Below are 15,720 nucleotides of genomic sequence, written 5' to 3'. Positions count from 1 at the left end.
AATATGCGAAGCAGGTTACGCGGTTATTTTATATTGAAATAATTAGAGAGAGATATATGCTAAAAATATTTAAAAAACTTAAACAAAAATTAAACGTAAAAAGCAGTCATTTAATTATAATAACAGCCTTATATTTTGGCTTGGTATTAAACCTTAGTTTATGGCGGTTTGTTTTACAGCATATAGAGATAAATCTTGGAGGAATTTTATTTTTTTCTTCTTTTGCGCTGCTTATTTTTAGCTTGCTTTATATTATATTCAGTATTATAGTTGTGCCTTATATAGCCAAGCCGCTTATAATGGCGCTTTTGCTTATTTCAAGTTCTACAAATTTTTTAATGTTCCGTTTTGGCGCTTTTATAGACGTGGACATGCTGCGTAATACCTTTGAAACTACCGCCAGAGAAGCGTCAGATTTTTTTACACTTCCTTTTATCATTACTTTTGTTATTACCGGGCTGCTGCCCGCGCTGCTGCTGGTGTTTACAAATATTAAATATAACTCTTTATATAAAGAGGTTAAGTTTAGGGCAATATCTGGTGCGGTGTTGCTGCTAATATCTGTAATATTCGGTGTTTTTGTTTATAAAGATTATGCCTCTTTCGCGCGTAATAACAGAGAGTTTAGAAAGCTGGTAAACCCCAGCAATTACATATACGCCACCTTTAGATACGCACAATCTTTATATCAGGTAGAAAAGGCGCTTGTGCGTATTGACGAGGATGCCGCCCTTGCCCCTTATGAGGACGACCTTATAACAGTAGTTGTGTTTATAGTAGGGGAAACCGCCAGAGCAAAAAACTTTTCTCTCTACGGTTATAAAAAAGAAACAAACCCTATGCTTGCCAAGCGGGACATCATAGCCTTTAAAGAGGTTGGGGCCTGCGGCACCTCTACCGCGGTCTCTGTGCCGTGCATGTTTTCAGACAAAACCCGCAAAGATTTTAGCGTTGGCGAGGCAAAGTATACAGAAAACCTTGTCGACCTGGCCATGCAGTCCGGTTACGACGTAATATGGCTGGAAAATGACGACGGTTGTAAAGGCGTTTGCCAGCGTGTTTATACCGAGGATATGCGTAACCCCGGCAACCCCAAATACTGCGACGGCCGCTATTGCAAAGACGAAGTTCTTATACATGATTTAGAAGACAGACTGAAAAAGATAAAAAAAGATACATTTATAATTTTGCATACAATGGGTTCGCACGGGCCCACCTACCACAAACGCTACCCCGATGAATTTAAAAAGTTCACCCCCACCTGCGACAGCGCCGATATTCAAAAGTGCTCTAAAGAGGCCGTTATAAACACCTATGATAACACCATTTTATATACAGACTATATAATATCAAGCACCATTGATATTATGGATAAATTTCCGTTTGAGGGTGGGGTATTGTATGTGTCTGACCATGGGGAATCTTTGGGTGAAAATAATATATATTTGCACAGTCTGCCCTATAAAATAGCGCCCAAAGAACAGCTGCAGGTGCCCATGGTTTTGTGGATGTCTGAGAATATGAAAAAGTGGGATTATATTGACTATGACTGCCTTAAAAAAGAAGCGCGGCAAAATACTTACTCGCATGATAATATATTCCACTCAATAATAGGACTGTTGGAGATAAAAAGCAAACTTTACGATAAAAATATGGACGCTTTCAGCTCTTGCAGAACAAAAGAATTGCCGGGCTATACTAAGTAAAATGAAAATACAAAAACAACTTATAATTACAGCCTTGCTGCTTGGTGTAGTTTTACTGGCGGAGCAGTTTACATCCATGGACATAAAAGTACAAAACATGTTTTTTGATTTTAGTACTTGCTCGTGGGTGTTAAATAAAAGCGTTAATACGGTTTTACATTTTTTGTTGTATGACGGTATAAAAATATTAATTATAGCTTTAAGCATATTGGTTATAGGATTGTTTGCTTATTCTTTTAAAAACACAAAATTAAGGCAGTACAGGTATGGCTGCCTATTGTTTATTTTAACAATGGCTTTGGTACCGCTAACGCTGGCCGGCGCTAAAAAATATACTAATGTTTACTGCCCCGCACAACTGGCGTGCTACTGCGCGGACAAACCTTATGCCAAAGTTTTTAGTTCCTATCCGCCGGATTTTGACCGCGCGGCAAATAAAAAAGGCAGGTGCTTTCCTGCCGGGCACGCCAGCGGCGGGTTCGCGCTTATGTGTTTGTTTTTTTGTTTTAAAAGGAAAAAATATAAAATAGCCGGGCTTATTACGGGTTTATCTTCAGGCTTGGCTATGGGTATATACCAAATGCTGAGGGGTGAGCACTTTCTCACACACACTTTAATAACAATGCTTGGCGCATGGTTTATAATATTGCTTTTGGTTTTGTTTGTTAAGCGGGTGAATAAGAAATTTCCCGCCGTAGCTATGCTTGATTAAATAACAGGTAAGCAAAAAGGCGCCAGTTGTCTGCGCCTTTTTATTTATTTTTTATTATTTTTGCGCCAGGTCCAGGGCGGGGTGGGGTTTTTGTCTTTCCACAAACCTATTTTGTCTTGGCGGGCGCGGTATTGTAATTCTTCCAACCTTTCGCAGCCTAATGTTTTGCAGTATTGCGTGTATACCCAGGCATGGCCATCTTCTACCATATTGCGGTTTATATCGGTATCATTAAACCTAACCTTAGCTACAGAACGGCCGTATTGGTCTATTTCTAAAACATTTAAAGTAACTTGTTGCCCGGCTATCATGGCAGCTAAAGCCTTGCGGGAAGCATTGCCGTAAACTTGTTTTGTTTCGGGCGCGTCTATGCCGTATAATCTTACTTTAAGCTGTTGCTTGTCTGCGTTTAAAACGGTAATAGTGTCGCCGTCTGATACCTTTATAACTTTGCCCTCTACAGTGCCTATAACGCGCGGGGCATCGTCATACTTTAAACTGTTTTGGGCGAAAAACGCGCCTATGATAAGCGTTATTACAAGCGCTATCAGTTTGTTAAGCTGTTTGTTTAATTTTTTATTGCCTGATGTTCTTTTACATTTAGCCATAAGATATTTTAACAATAAAAAAGGCGCCCGTGGATAAGCGCCTTTTTTATTATTGTTATTAGTTTGCAGGTTTTAGGGTTATAAGGGTAAGCTCGTTATTTGTACCTAAACGCATTTTGGGTAAAAACGTGCCCACGCCCTGTGATACATATATGCGTGTGCCTTTATACTCCGCCAAGCCTTTGTTGTACGGGAACGCCGCCTTAGCCAAAAACGTAGCGGGGAATAACTGCCCGCCGTGCGTGTGGCCCGCTATTACCAGGTCAACGCCGTGTTCATTCATATACTCCAAGCCCCAGGGGCCGTGGTGTAAAACTACTTTGGGCATGTCACCGCTAAGATCTAGCGTAGGCAAAGTGTCTTTAATAGTTTCGTCTGTTACCTGGTGCGGGTCGTAGACGGAATCGTCCGCTTTCATATAGTTAAGGCCTATAAGCTTTATGCCGTTGGTAAGCAGAGTTTCGTTCTGTAAAACCCGCACATTGTTTTCCCGTATCTTAGCTAAAATTTCAGGCAGGCCTACGTACACGTCATGGTTGCCGGATACAAAGTAGGCGGGGGCCTGTAAATCTTTTAGCGGGGTAAACATGTTTTTAGTTAAGGCAACTTTACTGTCCGTTATGTCGCCTGTGATTACAACTATATCAGGCTTAAGCTCATTGGTTTTATTAATTATTTTTTGCAGGTAATTTTTGCCGCGCGCGGCGCCAAGGTGCACGTCCGTAATTTGCGCTACGCGAACCTCTTGTTTAAGATTTTTTAGCGTTATATCAACGCTGACAGTTTTGAAAACAGCCGCGTTAATAAGCGAGTACACCGCCACCGCCGCCGTTAAACCTATTATAACCCACGCGCTTGCGGAACGTGGCAGGCGGTGTATAAGGTTAATAACCTCAAAAATAACCATAAAACATGTGAGGTATAAAAATATACCCAACCAGGCCGACGTTATGTTATAGTACGCGTTTACAAGCACGTTGTCATACTTTGTAACCAACTGCATTACTATAAGCGCTGACGCTATGCCGGCGGCAAATAAAGCGTACAGCCATATTTTGCTTTGCAGGCCCCCGCCAATGCGCCACGGCAGGTAAATATTTAAAACTACAACAAGAGCTAATTGTAAAACCATTATCATTAAGCGTCTCCTAAAATTCCTGCGTGGTGGGCCTTATCACAATTTCGCTTATGCTGGTATTATCCGGCTGCGAAATGGCGTAGGCTATGGCGTCGGCCACGGTTGTGCCCGGTATTTCATGTTCCGCGTAGCCTGCTATAGTTGCTTCTTTGGTGGCAGGGTCGCTGGAGCAGTATTTAAGTTCTGACTCTGTGTAACCGGGGGAAACTATGGTGCTTCTTATTTTGCCAAGGTATTCCATGCGTATGCCTTCTGATATCGCCCTTACCGCGTGCTTTGTGGCGCAGTATACTACGTTACCCGGCGCTACTTTTAAACCCGCTATAGAGGCTATGTTAATAATATGCCCTTTGCCCTGGGCCTCAAACAGCGGCAGTACGGCGGCTACGCCGTAAAGCAGGCCTTTTATGTTTACGTCTATCATATTATCCCATTCGTCGGTTTTTAAAAGCGAGAGGGGGGCTGCGGGCATAATACCCGCGTTGTTAACCATAACGTCAACCTTGCCGTACCTTTTGGCGGCGGAATCGACCATATTTTTAAGTTCTTCTTTATTGGTTACGTTTACTACGTAGTAGGAGGCTTTGCCGCCTTTTGCCTCAATATCGTTAACTATGGCGTTAAGCCTGTCTTCTCTTCTGGCGGCTAAAACTAGTGTCGCGCCCTCTGCTGCTAACTTTTTTGCCGTTACTTCGCCCAGGCCGCTGCTGGCGCCTGTTATAATTACTACTTTACCCTTTATATTTCCCATAATACTCTCCTATATTTTTTTGCCCATGTTGTAGGCGGCTTGCATAAATTTTGTATTTTTTACTTCTCCCACGGCGTTTACGCCGCTGGCGAAAAGCGTGTCTTTTATTTCTCCGCCTTCAAGGCAGTCAATAAAACTTTGTACGCCCGCTACGGTGGTTGCGGTGGTGCTCTTACTGCTGTCAAAGGCTGTCATGATAACATAGAAATCTTTGTTGCTCATTTCCGTATAGCGCGGGCAAGAGCGGTCTATAAGCGTTTTAAGCTGGGCTGACATATTGTAAAAATATATGGGTGTGGCAAAGACAATTATGTCCGCCTGTACCATTTTATCAAGAATGTCCGCCGCGTCGTCTTGGATAACGCATTTAGCCGTGTTCATGCACGCCATACAGCCTTTGCAATAAGCTATATTTTTACCGCTTATAAATACTTTCTCAGCGGTGTGTCCGCTTTCTTTTGCGCCTTTTATAAACTCGTCACAAAGAATGTCTGAGTTGCCGCCCTTTCTTGGGCTGCCTGAAATAACTAATATTTGTTTTGCCATATATTTTATTAAGCCTCTCATTAAAAACATTGTACAAGTATAGTATAAACCTTAGAGTTAACTCTAAGTCAAGCTTTATTTTTTAATTGTGCTATAATAGGGGTAACAAACGGAGGATTTATGAAATATACCATAGCCCAAGTAGCCGAGATTTACGGCTTAACCGCGCATACGCTGCGCTATTATGATAAAGAGGGTTTACTGCCTTTTGTGGACAGGACGGACAGCGGCATACGCAGCTTTAAGGAAAGTGATTTTGAATGGCTTAGCATAATAACCTGCCTTAAACAAACAGGCATGCCCGTGCGGCAGATACGAGAGTTTATAGAACTGTGCCAAAAAGGGGATAGCACCGTAGGGCAAAGGCTTGAGCTGTTTAAGCAGCAAAAAAAGAATATAGAACAGCAAATGGCGCTGTTAAACAAACACTTAGAAAAAGTTAACTTTAAAATCTGGTATTACAACACGGCGGCAAAGCACGGTCTGGATTATGTGCAAAAACATAAAAAGTATCTTGCCGCGCTTAAAAAAGAAAACTGTTCTACAAAGCAAAAATGCACAACCTGCGGAGTAAGCTAAAACTTGCGAAATAAACGCAGTGAAAATGAAAAATAGTTAGCGCGCGGGTAGAGGCGCACTCTGTCGCCGTTGGATATGTTTTTGTCTACTTTAAAAGTGTTGTGGTTGTACCTTAACTCAGCGCCGGTGCCCCACTTCTTGCCAAAGTAATATTCCGTGCCAAAACCTAATTTAGCGCCAAAACCAGTGTCTTCAAACTCTTCTCTTTTGGCTAAATCAGCGTATGCTTTAAGAAATGCTATGCCTATAGAAGCCGCGGTATAATATTTAAATTTGGCGGCGGGATTAAAATAATATCTTGTTAAAAACATTATATTTGAAATATTTGTGCCCACTTCTTCTTCTACGCCGCTGGCGATAACGTCGGCAAATTCATTGTGGCCCGTTTGCAGTCCTACGGCAATGCTGCTGTTAAGAAAGTAAACCGCCTCCAAATTACTGCCAACGCTCCATTTACCAAGTTTTGCGTCATGCCTTACGCCAGTGGTTAGGTTATCCACATAATATTCCCCGCCCCAGGTGCCCAAAAACGGGTAGGCTGTGGATATTGAGACGCTTAACTGTACGTCGCCTTTTTTATATTCAACCGCGCATAAAGGGGACAGGGGCATAAGCGCGAGTAAAGCCAGCAAAAATTTTTTCATTAAATATAACCTTTGACAAATTATTTATACAAACAGTATAACAAAAAAATATACCGAGCGGTAGAATTTTTATAATCTTATTTACCATAAAGGTTAAAAGCTTTAAAGAAACAGAAATAAAAAGTTATAATTAAAATATCAGGCAGGTGATGGTTATATGAACAAAAGAGCGCAGGTTCTGGCGGGTTTTAGGAATATATATAATAAGATGTCCTGGCTTAATAAGCTGAAGATGGAAGACTGCCTTAAAGGTTATAAGTCTTCTGAGGTGCACTGCATTGAATATATAGCCGGCAACAGCGGGGCCAATGTGACAACGCTTGCGCAGTATTTTTACATGACCAGCGGCGCAATAAGCAAGCTAACTAAAAAATTATTGAAAAAAGGCCTTATAGAAAGTTACCGCAGCCCGGATAACAAAAAAGAAATTTATTTTAAGCTCACTAAACGGGGTAAGGCGGTTAATAAAACACATGAAAGTCTGCATAAAGAGTTTGCTAAACGTGATAAAGTTGTGTTTGACAGTGTAACCGCCCAGCAGTTTGACAGCATACTTAGCTTTGTGGAAAAATACAACAAACACCTGGACACTGAAATAAATAAACGCGGCGCTAAATAAGCGCCCGGGATTAAATTTAAGCGGTAAAGCGCGGCCCGCCCCACAACGGGGGCGGGCTATATTTTTATTGCCATTTTGTTGACAAGGAAGCAAAATAGTGATATTATAATTATGCTTCCATGGAAACAAAAGCATGGTTTGTCAGAAGAAAGATAACCTGTTTGTAGGGCCTATTAAAAGGAGAAGTAATTTTTATGTGTAAGAAAATTCCGTTTTCAAAAGATTTTATGCTTGTGGCGGCGGGGCAGATTATTTCTATATTCGGCAACCAGATATTAAGGTACGCCCTGCCGCTGTATTTGTTGCGGGAGACAGGCTCCGCGGCTTTGTTTGGCACAATTTTGGCGGTCTCTTTTATTCCTATGCTTATATTATTCCCTATAGGGGGGATAATTGCCGACCGCGGTAATAAAAGAAATATTATGGTGATTTTGGATTTTAGCACTGCCGTGCTTATATGCTTGTTTTATTTGATGGCGGGAAAGGTGGGTGTTGTGCCCCTTATCGCTGTTACAATGGTTATTTTGTACGCAATACAGGGCGCCTATCAGCCGGCAGTGCAGGCCAGTGTGCCTGTTTTGCTGGAAAAGAAGTATATAATGCAGGGCAATTCTATTATTAACCTGATAACGTCTTTGTCAAGTATGGTGGGGCCGGTGGCGGGGGGATATTGTTTTCCGTCTTTGGGCTGGCGCCTATTCTTTATGTAAGTATTGTTTGCTTTTTTGCTTCGGCGGTAATGGAAATTTTTATTAATATTCCATTTGAGAAGAAGAAAACAACCTCAAATATTTTTGTTACCGGGTTTAATGATCTTAAAGAAAGTTTTAACTTTATGTTTAACAGACAGCCTGTTTTGTGGAAGTTATCTTTAATATTCGCGGCTATTAACTTGTTTCTAACGCCTTTAGTTTTGATAGGATTTCCTGTTTTAATTACCCGGTATTTGGGGTTTGGGCAGGATAGCGCCAGCCGTTTATACGGCTACGCGCAAGGCGCTATAGGCGCGGGCGCCGTGCTGGGGGGCCTGGGCGCGGGAATGCTGTCAAAAAAGCTAACTTCAAAGGCGTGCCCGTTTATTTTAGCGGGCTGCGCTTTGTCTATGCTTGTGGCTGGTGGCGCGCTGCACGCGTTAAAAGTGCCAATGGTGGTTTATATTATGCTGGTGGCGGGGGGAAGTTTATTAGTGGCGTTATCTACATTATTTCAAATTCAGGTAATGACATATTTGCAGCTTTTAACGCCCAAAGACTTAATTGGCAAGGTTATTTCATGTTTTATTTGTGTTTGTATGTGCACGATTGCGTTGGGGCAATTTATATATGGCATTATTTTTGACAATATAGACGGTAATATGTATTCCCCATTTTACGCGGCGGGGTTAATAATACTGGGTATTACAGTCTTTACCCATCGTATTTTCTACGGGATAGAATCTGAATATTTAATGTGATCTAGTAAAGAAAAGATACTGGGGTTGATGAATCTATCAAAGTTTCTGTTCTATTTATATTTAAAACAAAAAGATAAAAAAAGGAGAGTAGCTTATGAATAAGAATATTAAAACAGTAGAATCTTCGCATATGTTTAATCTAGATCATTGTGCAACCATGGAAGAGCAGCTTGAAGAAATAGTGGGAAAATTATGAAATGCGTTAGTTTTTATGATAGAGATATTCAATTCTATTTGCATTACAAAGACTATGAAAACTACAAGTCTGCTCCAATTCCTTAGAAAAATATCGGGGAATTGGTAAAATAGAATTATGCAGAAATATTCAAATAATAAAAAAAATATTGAGACGCTTTTTTATCCAACAATGTGTGGAATAAGCAGGGCATCCCTTTTTCTTGCAATAGCATTAAATGGTAAAAATAAGATTAATATTGAATCATGGGACATTGTAGATGGCGCCTCTCTCTTTTCCCTTCCAGTAAAATCAGAATCTTTTCTGGAGATATTTGATGAATTCAAGAGTTTTGTAGTAAAAAATTCGTTAAGAGAAATGATAGAGCTATTCGAAAAAACGATGGTAAAGATATTTAGCTTTTTTCACTCAATTGATAATGACAAAGAGACAGCTGGTTTATCAATGGGTACGGCGGTTAAAAATTTTTCTAGAAAATCTTTTCCTGAGAAATTAAAACAAGTTGCTTTGTTAATAAATAGTCAGAAATTAGACCTGGCTTTTTTGCAGGCTATACAGGATATAAGAAATATAATAACCCACAATATGAGCATCGTGGACAAGGAAAATCTTATTTTAGTTCTCCCGGTTTTTAATAGTATAATCAAAAATATAGATACAGGTGAGGAAGTTCAGGTCCCATTAGGTAGACACATAAAAGCACCAAACGGGTCTTTGGAATTTTCTTTTTCCATAACTATGCAAAATAAAATTTTTAAAAAGGGAGAAATTGTTTCTTTTTCTTCTGAAGAAATATATTATTTACTTTTTGCAATGATAATCTCAGTAGACGTTTTAAAGAAAGAAGTTGTCAATTCTTTAGAGAGCAGGAAAAAAATATGGACTCAAAGTCTTTAAGGAAATAATTTTAAATTATTATAATAAGATATGGAAAAGGAACAAGATAAACTTAACGCAATGGCCGATGAGAAGATATTGCACCTTCTTGATGCAGAAACTGATTTGGCAGAAAAGAACCTACAAAAGCATGGTTTGAGTTTCCAAGTGCTAATATTTGCAGTCGCGGCATTGATATGGTTATTTTTGGAAATGCTCTCAGATACGAGTGCAAATCCTTTTTGTTTTCCTAGTGTTTTACAACTTTATATCTCTTTAGTTTTAGTTTGGCATATTTGTATAGTCGTATGGTTTAGGGTGGATATGCTTGCAATCAAGAAACGGGCACTAATATCCACAGAACATCTTTCAGTTCTAGTATATAGTTTAACTCCTTCTTGTTGGCTTTTATCCGTTATATATACTTTTGGACTTGCCGTATTGTGGCTTTTCTTTCCACTGCCTAAAATTTATTATTTTTTGATTCCAATAAGTCTTATACTTTGGTCTTTATTCTTCTATTTGTTTTTTTATATGAATATAACTTATGGAAAGCATATTTCATATACTATCCCGAACTCAAAATATAATTATATTGATCGTGTGGCTTTTATTGTCATAATTATTGGAACAGTACTATCAGTTTTTGCCTGTTTTAAAGAATTGGATTTGAACATGGTAGATATAAAATATGCATTTATGTTATTTGCGATAACATTTTTAATAGATAAGATATTAGCAATTTTTTCTAAGAGCAGGCTTTATAATACTACGATCAAAATCAAAAGAGACTTTTTGTCCAATAGAATTAGTGTCGCGACTGTGCGGAAGAGACTGAGGTTTTTTATAACGGGTGAAACATGTGGAGAAGCAATTGAAAGCGAATTACAGCGAATTCGCGAAACTATAACGGCCAAAACGATTGATATTCCATTTAATACTTTGAAAAATCTTTTACCTGAGCTTCTCTCCTATCTAAAAAATAATGAGAAGGCAGAGATAGGTGTTGATACTATTATTTGTAGAGATCTTTCATTTTTATTAAATTTTATAGCCTGGAAAAGAAGCGAGATTGAGCGAATAAAAATAGAATTAAAGATCTTGGAAGATGATTATCAAAAATTTGACTATGATTTTAGATTTCAACTTGGTGAAACTCCCGCTCCTTTTCAAATATATGAAGATCTCTCTGATGAGTTGGCCATTATAGAAGGCTCGGTTAATATCTTGGAAGAGCAACAAGTTAATTTATTTAAAGAATATATGAACTGCTTTGCTAAAATTATCCCGGCTGTGAAAGAATACTCCCCGTTAAATAGTCTAGAAAAGATTGAAAAAATTAAAATTCTATTAAAAGAATATGTAAAAGGGAGAAAGAGTGCCTCTGGAAAATAGGTGATTGTATAGACCTATACAAGAATAGTAAGGGGTAAAACCACAAAAACTCTCGTGGTAGGAATAATTTAAAAATGCAAAAGGGGCACACTTTTAAGTGTGCCCCTTTATAATGGTGCGCTGCAATGAAGTGCGTCTAGCTTACAGCAATGGCGGAGGTATCTTCGCAGTTATTCCCTGTTAACAGGGAAAATACATGTTTTAAAGGGTTTTAGTGGCTTCTTTTTCGGTGTTGAAGTGCCTTTCGCCTATATAAATGAAAGAGTAACATTTCAAATTCCCTAAGAATAAAAATAGGGTATAGGTCTTTAAGGGCTACGGAATTTAATTATAGTGTGTAGGGATTCTGCAATGAAAGGGCTACCTCCCCATGTGTTTAAAACATTTGAGTTTAAGAGGTATTTTTGCCAATACAAAAGGCCATAATTCCCGCGTTCAGAAAGTTAGTGGATTTGCTATTAAAATACAATTATTTTGTCATTTTTCGCAATAAATTCAGATTGTATTTTTGTTTTCGGTTTTTTAAGCGGAGAGACTGTCTATTTGGCCCTTGAATTTAGACTCAATGTATTTGCACACGGTTTCACAGGATTTTTGTAGTTCCTCTTCACAAATAGGTTTTTCTAATCGCCAGTTTCCATGGGATAGGTCATTAATCATTTGTTGCAAATACGCATTGCTCTTAAGGATATCGTTTTCTTGGATAAAATCGTCTAAATTTTTATCTCTGTGTTCGGTAAATTTGCATATAGTTTCCAAAACATGTCTGATAGAATTAGGAATTGTATGTAAGAATGAACATTCTATACCAGGTATTAATTTAGAAACATATAAAATATCTTCTAAATGGGAGTAGTAGGGAAGCAATGCCTTATTCCCCATTCTTTTTAATTCTCCTTCTCTAGAGATAAAAAACTGTCCATTTATAACATGATTCCTTATAAGGGTACTCATAAATTCTAGACTATGTGTAAATATTATTATTCTTTCTCTCTTTATTTTGGGGAAAAGGCGAGAGATGTCCTTTATTATGTTACAAACGGCATAGTTATATCTGAAATCTAGGCTTGAAATTGGGTCGTCAATTATGAAAAAAAGATTTTCATACTCGCTATCATTTTCTATTAAGGAGTGTGTCATTGCCAAATAAAAGCAAAAGCTTAAAACCCTACGTTCACCTTCGCTAAAAAAATAGCTTATTTTGTCTTGGATAGAAGTGTCTTGGAATGTTATTTCTCCACTTTCAACATCAAAAGAATATTTGTTTGGGAAAAAACTTTGAATTAGTCTAGAGAATTCATTATAGACGATATCCTTTTTTAAAGCTTTTTCATTGTTTTCTTTTTCTTTTATAGATACTTCTAAATCATTTTTATCTTTGACCAGTTTAAATAATTCTTCAATCTGCTCTTTGTTTGCTTTTTTCAGATCATTTAAGCCAGAGATGCATAATTGTCTTTTAAGCATTCTAATTTCATTGCTGATTTTTGATTTCGCAGTATTTATCCCAAGAATATGAGCATTACATTGTTTTAAAATGCTTTCCAATGTCGTGAAATTATTTTTAATATTTTTTATGTCGATATTCTCATGTATATTAGAAGCAATATCTTTCTTTTTTTCATCTAATTGTTTTATCAGTGTATCCAAAGAAGGTTTTATATTCCCCAAAAGATCTACATTTGGAAAAGAAACATTAGAATAAGACGGCAGATAGCTTTTTATCTCATCAAAAGCTGTTTTAGCTACTAAATAATTTTTTTCTAATAGAATTAAGCTTTTGTTTAAGCTTTCCGAAAGGGTTTTAAATTTATCTATTTCTTTTAATACTTTTGCTTCTTCATCATTGAAATAATTCTCATATATCTCTATGACCTTCAATGCTGCATCAGTCAAGTTTTGTTCGCAGAAAGGGCATTTAGAATCCTCTATTTTTAAGGCTAACCCGGTTTCATAGAAGCCTGAATTAGCAGATATTCGTTGTTTCACGATCTCAGAAATGGTGCTCTTGGAATAAGAAGTTTTTAAAAGAGTTTCTACATTATCTAGAAATTTTTTATCAAGTAAAAAAGATATTTCTATAATATCCTTAGTTTCTGGCATGCTAGAGGATTTTTCATAAGAAGTTTTAATGGTCTCAATGGAGGGCAAGGTCTCGTCAATTGGAGTGATAAAATTTTCATAAGTTATTTTGGAAAACTCTTCAAGACTGGCGTATACTTTTAAAGCTTTTAGTCTGTCCTGAAGTTTTTTGATTTCTCGCTTAAGAGCATTTTCTTTTTCATCAAATTGTTCTTTTATTTTTGTTAACTTTTCTTTTTCTTCTTTTAAATCTATTTTCTCTTTACCAACTAAAAGTATTTCCCCAGGAACATCTAATAATGCGGTGGTATAAGAATGTGTTTGTAAATTGTTTTTAATAAAATGTTCATTAAAAACATGAAATATATAAGAACCCCTTTCTGGAATATTAACGCCATTGCTGCGATTCAGTTCTGCCTTAAAAGAATCTTTGGTTGGGGAGTTTTTATTTTTAACAGAAAAATAAAATTCTCCATTTGTTTCGCCTAAAGATATTAATTCAGTTGGAATACTCTCTAAAATGCTATCTTCTGGTTTAAACAAATTAAAAAGACTGCTTAAAAAAGTTTTTCCCCTGCCATTTTCTGCAAAAATCCCCATTTTCAATGAGTTAACCTCATATTTTGCATTTAAGTTTTTATGAGGACCTATTTTGCTTGCTTTTATTTCAAATTCTATATCTGCCATATCTGAATATCACTTCCTTAAAAAATAGGCGCTACGACTAAATCTTGCCAATTATTATTTAAATAAAGTCTTATTCCTAACCCCAGGTTAGCATTAGGATATATTTTTATAAAATCTGATTCTGCTTTTTGAAGATTTTCTTTAGAAATAGCTTCTTTTCTAGCTAAATATAATAGAGCAATACCGCAAGAGCGAGATGCGCCTTGGTTACAGTGAATGAGTATTTTATTGTTTTCTATATGTTTATCTATAAAATTCATAGCTGCATTCATGATCGGATGTGTAAATTTAGGAAGGAATTCCCTTTCCATGTCTACCATATTTAGAAATAAATGTTCTGAAGTTTCTGCGACCAGATATTCTGGATGATTCTGAGGAAGACTACCTCGATAGCCTAAATGTTTTTGATGGCAAGTTTTGCAAGCATGAATGGTTTTGAAATTTTGAGGAGAACAATCTATATCACTCCCAACAAACAAGTTTTTATATATTTCTTTCATAAATACCCCTTTGACCGTTTTGTATATAATTTATGTTACCAAATATTAATTATCGGGTATTGCAAAAAAAATACTGTATTGGATATTTAAAGTTATTTATTTGCTGTTTAAGCGTGACAATATGCTGAGTAATTTAACGTTGTCTGGAGTGGATAGATAAACAGGTTCTTTTCTGTTGGAAAGCAAAAAGGAAATTAGCTTATATCTTTCCATGATTCTGATTTTCATTATATTTTTAAAAAGAATTTTTGTTGTTCCTGTACCGATAAGTATCAGACACTTATCGGTTAAAAGAGTGTCAACCTCTTCTTTTTCCTTGAAGCCTTTTTTTGTGTATTTGATAGTGTTGCGGGAATATCTACCTAGTGTCGTAAAGGTTATAACTTTACCATGGCCTTCATAGTAACAATCTTCTTTAATTTGAAAGGACGGTTCAATTTTTGCGGGTTCTGCGTGAAATTGTCTGTTTTTATCTAAAAGTTTTTCAAACTTATCCTTATTTTCTTCAGTCAAATTTAGTGTTGTTATAAGCTTATTTATATAATTCAAGGCTTCTAATGATATTTGTGTATTTAGTTCCGAATTAAAGATTTGAGAGATATAATATGCATTTATATTTTTTAAATCAAAGGGATTTGCTATTTTTTGCAAAATTGCTATGCTTTCCATTTCTTGCTCCTCTACACCGTCATCAAGTATTTCGGTATAAAGCCTAAGAATAATACGATTTTCGTGCTTTCCAAGGTTAGGTTGCAAATTAAAAGAGTTAATTGTTTGATTAAAACTTTTAAAATCCATATCCTTTAGCATTTTAAACAAAGGCGCGTATTTTTTATTTTTATTTCTTTGCATAATCTTTATAACAATTATGATTATGAGTGGAATCAGTGTAAAAATTAATAGAGTGGGGGATGATAGTAAGCAAATGACAGAAAGTATTATTGAACCCCATAAGCATGTTTGGTAAAAACCGCCGGGTTTTGGAGTGGAAAGGTTAGGGGTGGGTATTTCTGTTAAAAAGGTTTCATCTTGTGTATAACCAATATTTGTTTGAATCACATCTATTGTGTCATCTGATGGATATAACTCTCTTGCTACTATTTCAGCTGAAATAAGATTTGTTCCCTTAGAAAAAAGTCCTTTTGTCTTATACATATTAGCCCCTTAAAAATGCTCATGTTATTATTTTATATTACTAAATTTAATAAAAAATGAAATTGCTTATCTA

Annotated in this window: 14 protein-coding genes and 1 pseudogene; 7 read left to right on the top strand and 8 right to left on the bottom strand. The window is 36.9% G+C overall.

Features of this window, described 5'->3' with window-relative positions; genetic code table 11:
* Positions 1 to 56 precede the first annotated feature (56 nt).
* Positions 57 to 1,706, top strand: coding sequence for a phosphoethanolamine transferase (locus AAIR98_RS06955; RefSeq protein WP_423971472.1), 1,650 nt, complete (start codon positions 57 to 59; stop codon positions 1,704 to 1,706).
* 1 nt (position 1,707) lies between these two features.
* Positions 1,708 to 2,418 carry a phosphatase PAP2 family protein gene (locus AAIR98_RS06950; protein ID WP_423971471.1) on the top strand — a complete coding sequence of 237 codons (711 nt, stop codon included), beginning with the start codon at positions 1,708 to 1,710 and terminating at the stop codon, positions 2,416 to 2,418.
* Positions 2,419 to 2,462: 44 nt separating this feature from the next.
* Here the strand turns inward: AAIR98_RS06950 and AAIR98_RS06945 are convergent, their stop codons facing one another.
* Genes AAIR98_RS06945 through AAIR98_RS06930 form a run of 4 tightly spaced genes read right to left on the bottom strand, consistent with a single transcriptional unit; the run spans position 2,463 to position 5,461 of the window.
* Positions 2,463 to 3,026 (bottom strand): thermonuclease family protein, encoded by a 564-nt coding sequence (locus AAIR98_RS06945; protein ID WP_423971470.1) that lies wholly within the window; start codon positions 3,024 to 3,026, stop codon positions 2,463 to 2,465.
* A 58-nt stretch (positions 3,027 to 3,084) separates the two neighbouring features.
* Positions 3,085 to 4,164, bottom strand: coding sequence for a metallophosphoesterase (locus AAIR98_RS06940; RefSeq protein WP_423971469.1), 1,080 nt, complete (start codon positions 4,162 to 4,164; stop codon positions 3,085 to 3,087).
* Between the two features lie 10 nt (positions 4,165 to 4,174).
* Positions 4,175 to 4,915 (bottom strand): SDR family oxidoreductase, encoded by a 741-nt coding sequence (locus AAIR98_RS06935; protein ID WP_423971468.1) that lies wholly within the window; start codon positions 4,913 to 4,915, stop codon positions 4,175 to 4,177.
* A gap of 9 nt (positions 4,916 to 4,924) precedes the next feature.
* Positions 4,925 to 5,461 carry a flavodoxin family protein gene (locus tag AAIR98_RS06930; RefSeq protein ID WP_423971467.1) on the bottom strand — a complete coding sequence of 179 codons (537 nt, stop codon included), beginning with the start codon at positions 5,459 to 5,461 and terminating at the stop codon, positions 4,925 to 4,927.
* A gap of 120 nt (positions 5,462 to 5,581) precedes the next feature.
* Between AAIR98_RS06930 and AAIR98_RS06925 the strand changes: the two genes are divergently transcribed.
* Entirely contained in the window at positions 5,582 to 6,040 is a 459-nt protein-coding gene (locus tag AAIR98_RS06925) for a MerR family transcriptional regulator (RefSeq protein WP_423971466.1), read from the top strand.
* On the opposite strand, the gene AAIR98_RS06920 is transcribed toward AAIR98_RS06925, so the two are convergent.
* Complete coding sequence (locus AAIR98_RS06920; RefSeq protein ID WP_423971465.1) at positions 6,037 to 6,684, bottom strand: outer membrane beta-barrel protein; 648 nt, start codon at positions 6,682 to 6,684, stop codon at positions 6,037 to 6,039. The genes AAIR98_RS06925 and AAIR98_RS06920 overlap by 4 nt on opposite strands.
* Positions 6,685 to 6,841: 157 nt before the next feature.
* On the opposite strand from AAIR98_RS06920, the gene AAIR98_RS06915 reads away from it, so the two are divergent.
* The 4 genes and pseudogenes from AAIR98_RS06915 (at position 6,842) to AAIR98_RS06900 (ending at position 11,223) form a co-directional block, all read left to right on the top strand.
* Positions 6,842 to 7,303, top strand: coding sequence for a MarR family transcriptional regulator (locus tag AAIR98_RS06915; protein WP_423971464.1), 462 nt, complete (start codon positions 6,842 to 6,844; stop codon positions 7,301 to 7,303).
* Positions 7,304 to 7,497: 194 nt separating this feature from the next.
* Positions 7,498 to 8,756 (top strand): annotated as a pseudogene (locus AAIR98_RS06910) (MFS transporter).
* Positions 8,757 to 9,069: 313 nt separating this feature from the next.
* A complete protein-coding gene (locus AAIR98_RS06905) occupies positions 9,070 to 9,849 on the top strand; it encodes a hypothetical protein (RefSeq protein ID WP_423971463.1) in 780 nt (259 codons plus the stop codon).
* A 30-nt stretch (positions 9,850 to 9,879) separates the two neighbouring features.
* The gene (locus AAIR98_RS06900) at positions 9,880 to 11,223 is read left to right on the top strand and encodes a hypothetical protein (RefSeq protein WP_423971462.1); all 1,344 of its coding nucleotides are present in this window, start codon (positions 9,880 to 9,882) and stop codon (positions 11,221 to 11,223) included.
* A 522-nt stretch (positions 11,224 to 11,745) separates the two neighbouring features.
* Here the strand turns inward: AAIR98_RS06900 and AAIR98_RS06895 are convergent.
* The 3 genes from AAIR98_RS06895 to AAIR98_RS06885 all read right to left on the bottom strand — a co-directional run bounded on the left by AAIR98_RS06895 (position 11,746) and on the right by AAIR98_RS06885 (position 15,647).
* Positions 11,746 to 13,992 carry an AAA family ATPase gene (locus AAIR98_RS06895; RefSeq protein WP_423971461.1) on the bottom strand — a complete coding sequence of 749 codons (2,247 nt, stop codon included), beginning with the start codon at positions 13,990 to 13,992 and terminating at the stop codon, positions 11,746 to 11,748.
* 17 nt (positions 13,993 to 14,009) lie between these two features.
* A complete protein-coding gene (locus AAIR98_RS06890; protein ID WP_423971460.1) occupies positions 14,010 to 14,492 on the bottom strand; it encodes a protein-tyrosine phosphatase family protein in 483 nt (160 codons plus the stop codon).
* Positions 14,493 to 14,588: 96 nt separating this feature from the next.
* Positions 14,589 to 15,647 (bottom strand): hypothetical protein, encoded by a 1,059-nt coding sequence (locus AAIR98_RS06885; RefSeq protein ID WP_423971459.1) that lies wholly within the window; start codon positions 15,645 to 15,647, stop codon positions 14,589 to 14,591.
* Between the last annotated feature and the right edge of the window lie 73 nt (positions 15,648 to 15,720).

Origin of the sequence: Elusimicrobium simillimum (assembly GCF_049639735.1) — a bacterium.
Classification (GTDB): domain Bacteria; phylum Elusimicrobiota; class Elusimicrobia; order Elusimicrobiales; family Elusimicrobiaceae; genus Elusimicrobium; species Elusimicrobium simillimum.
The sequence above is the reverse complement of the archived record's forward strand: the minus strand, read 5'-3'. Positions and strand labels throughout refer to the sequence as shown.

What these genes read in the sequence shown, in the direction of transcription:
- AAIR98_RS06950 (WP_423971471.1), top strand. Translation starts at nt 1,708, where the DNA reads ATGAAAATACAAAAACAACTTATAATTACAGCCTTGCTGCTTGGTGTA.
- AAIR98_RS06955 (WP_423971472.1), top strand. Translation starts at nt 57, where the DNA reads ATGCTAAAAATATTTAAAAAACTTAAACAAAAATTAAACGTAAAAAGC.
- AAIR98_RS06905 (WP_423971463.1), top strand. Translation starts at nt 9,070, where the DNA reads ATGCAGAAATATTCAAATAATAAAAAAAATATTGAGACGCTTTTTTAT.
- AAIR98_RS06900 (WP_423971462.1), top strand. Translation starts at nt 9,880, where the DNA reads ATGGAAAAGGAACAAGATAAACTTAACGCAATGGCCGATGAGAAGATA.
- AAIR98_RS06920 (WP_423971465.1), bottom strand. Translation starts at nt 6,684, where the DNA reads ATGAAAAAATTTTTGCTGGCTTTACTCGCGCTTATGCCCCTGTCCCCT.
- AAIR98_RS06940 (WP_423971469.1), bottom strand. Translation starts at nt 4,164, where the DNA reads ATGATAATGGTTTTACAATTAGCTCTTGTTGTAGTTTTAAATATTTAC.
- AAIR98_RS06935 (WP_423971468.1), bottom strand. Translation starts at nt 4,915, where the DNA reads ATGGGAAATATAAAGGGTAAAGTAGTAATTATAACAGGCGCCAGCAGC.
- AAIR98_RS06925 (WP_423971466.1), top strand. Translation starts at nt 5,582, where the DNA reads ATGAAATATACCATAGCCCAAGTAGCCGAGATTTACGGCTTAACCGCG.
- AAIR98_RS06890 (WP_423971460.1), bottom strand. Translation starts at nt 14,492, where the DNA reads ATGAAAGAAATATATAAAAACTTGTTTGTTGGGAGTGATATAGATTGT.
- AAIR98_RS06915 (WP_423971464.1), top strand. Translation starts at nt 6,842, where the DNA reads ATGAACAAAAGAGCGCAGGTTCTGGCGGGTTTTAGGAATATATATAAT.
- AAIR98_RS06930 (WP_423971467.1), bottom strand. Translation starts at nt 5,461, where the DNA reads ATGGCAAAACAAATATTAGTTATTTCAGGCAGCCCAAGAAAGGGCGGC.
- AAIR98_RS06895 (WP_423971461.1), bottom strand. Translation starts at nt 13,992, where the DNA reads ATGGCAGATATAGAATTTGAAATAAAAGCAAGCAAAATAGGTCCTCAT.
- AAIR98_RS06945 (WP_423971470.1), bottom strand. Translation starts at nt 3,026, where the DNA reads ATGGCTAAATGTAAAAGAACATCAGGCAATAAAAAATTAAACAAACAG.
- AAIR98_RS06885 (WP_423971459.1), bottom strand. Translation starts at nt 15,647, where the DNA reads ATGTATAAGACAAAAGGACTTTTTTCTAAGGGAACAAATCTTATTTCA.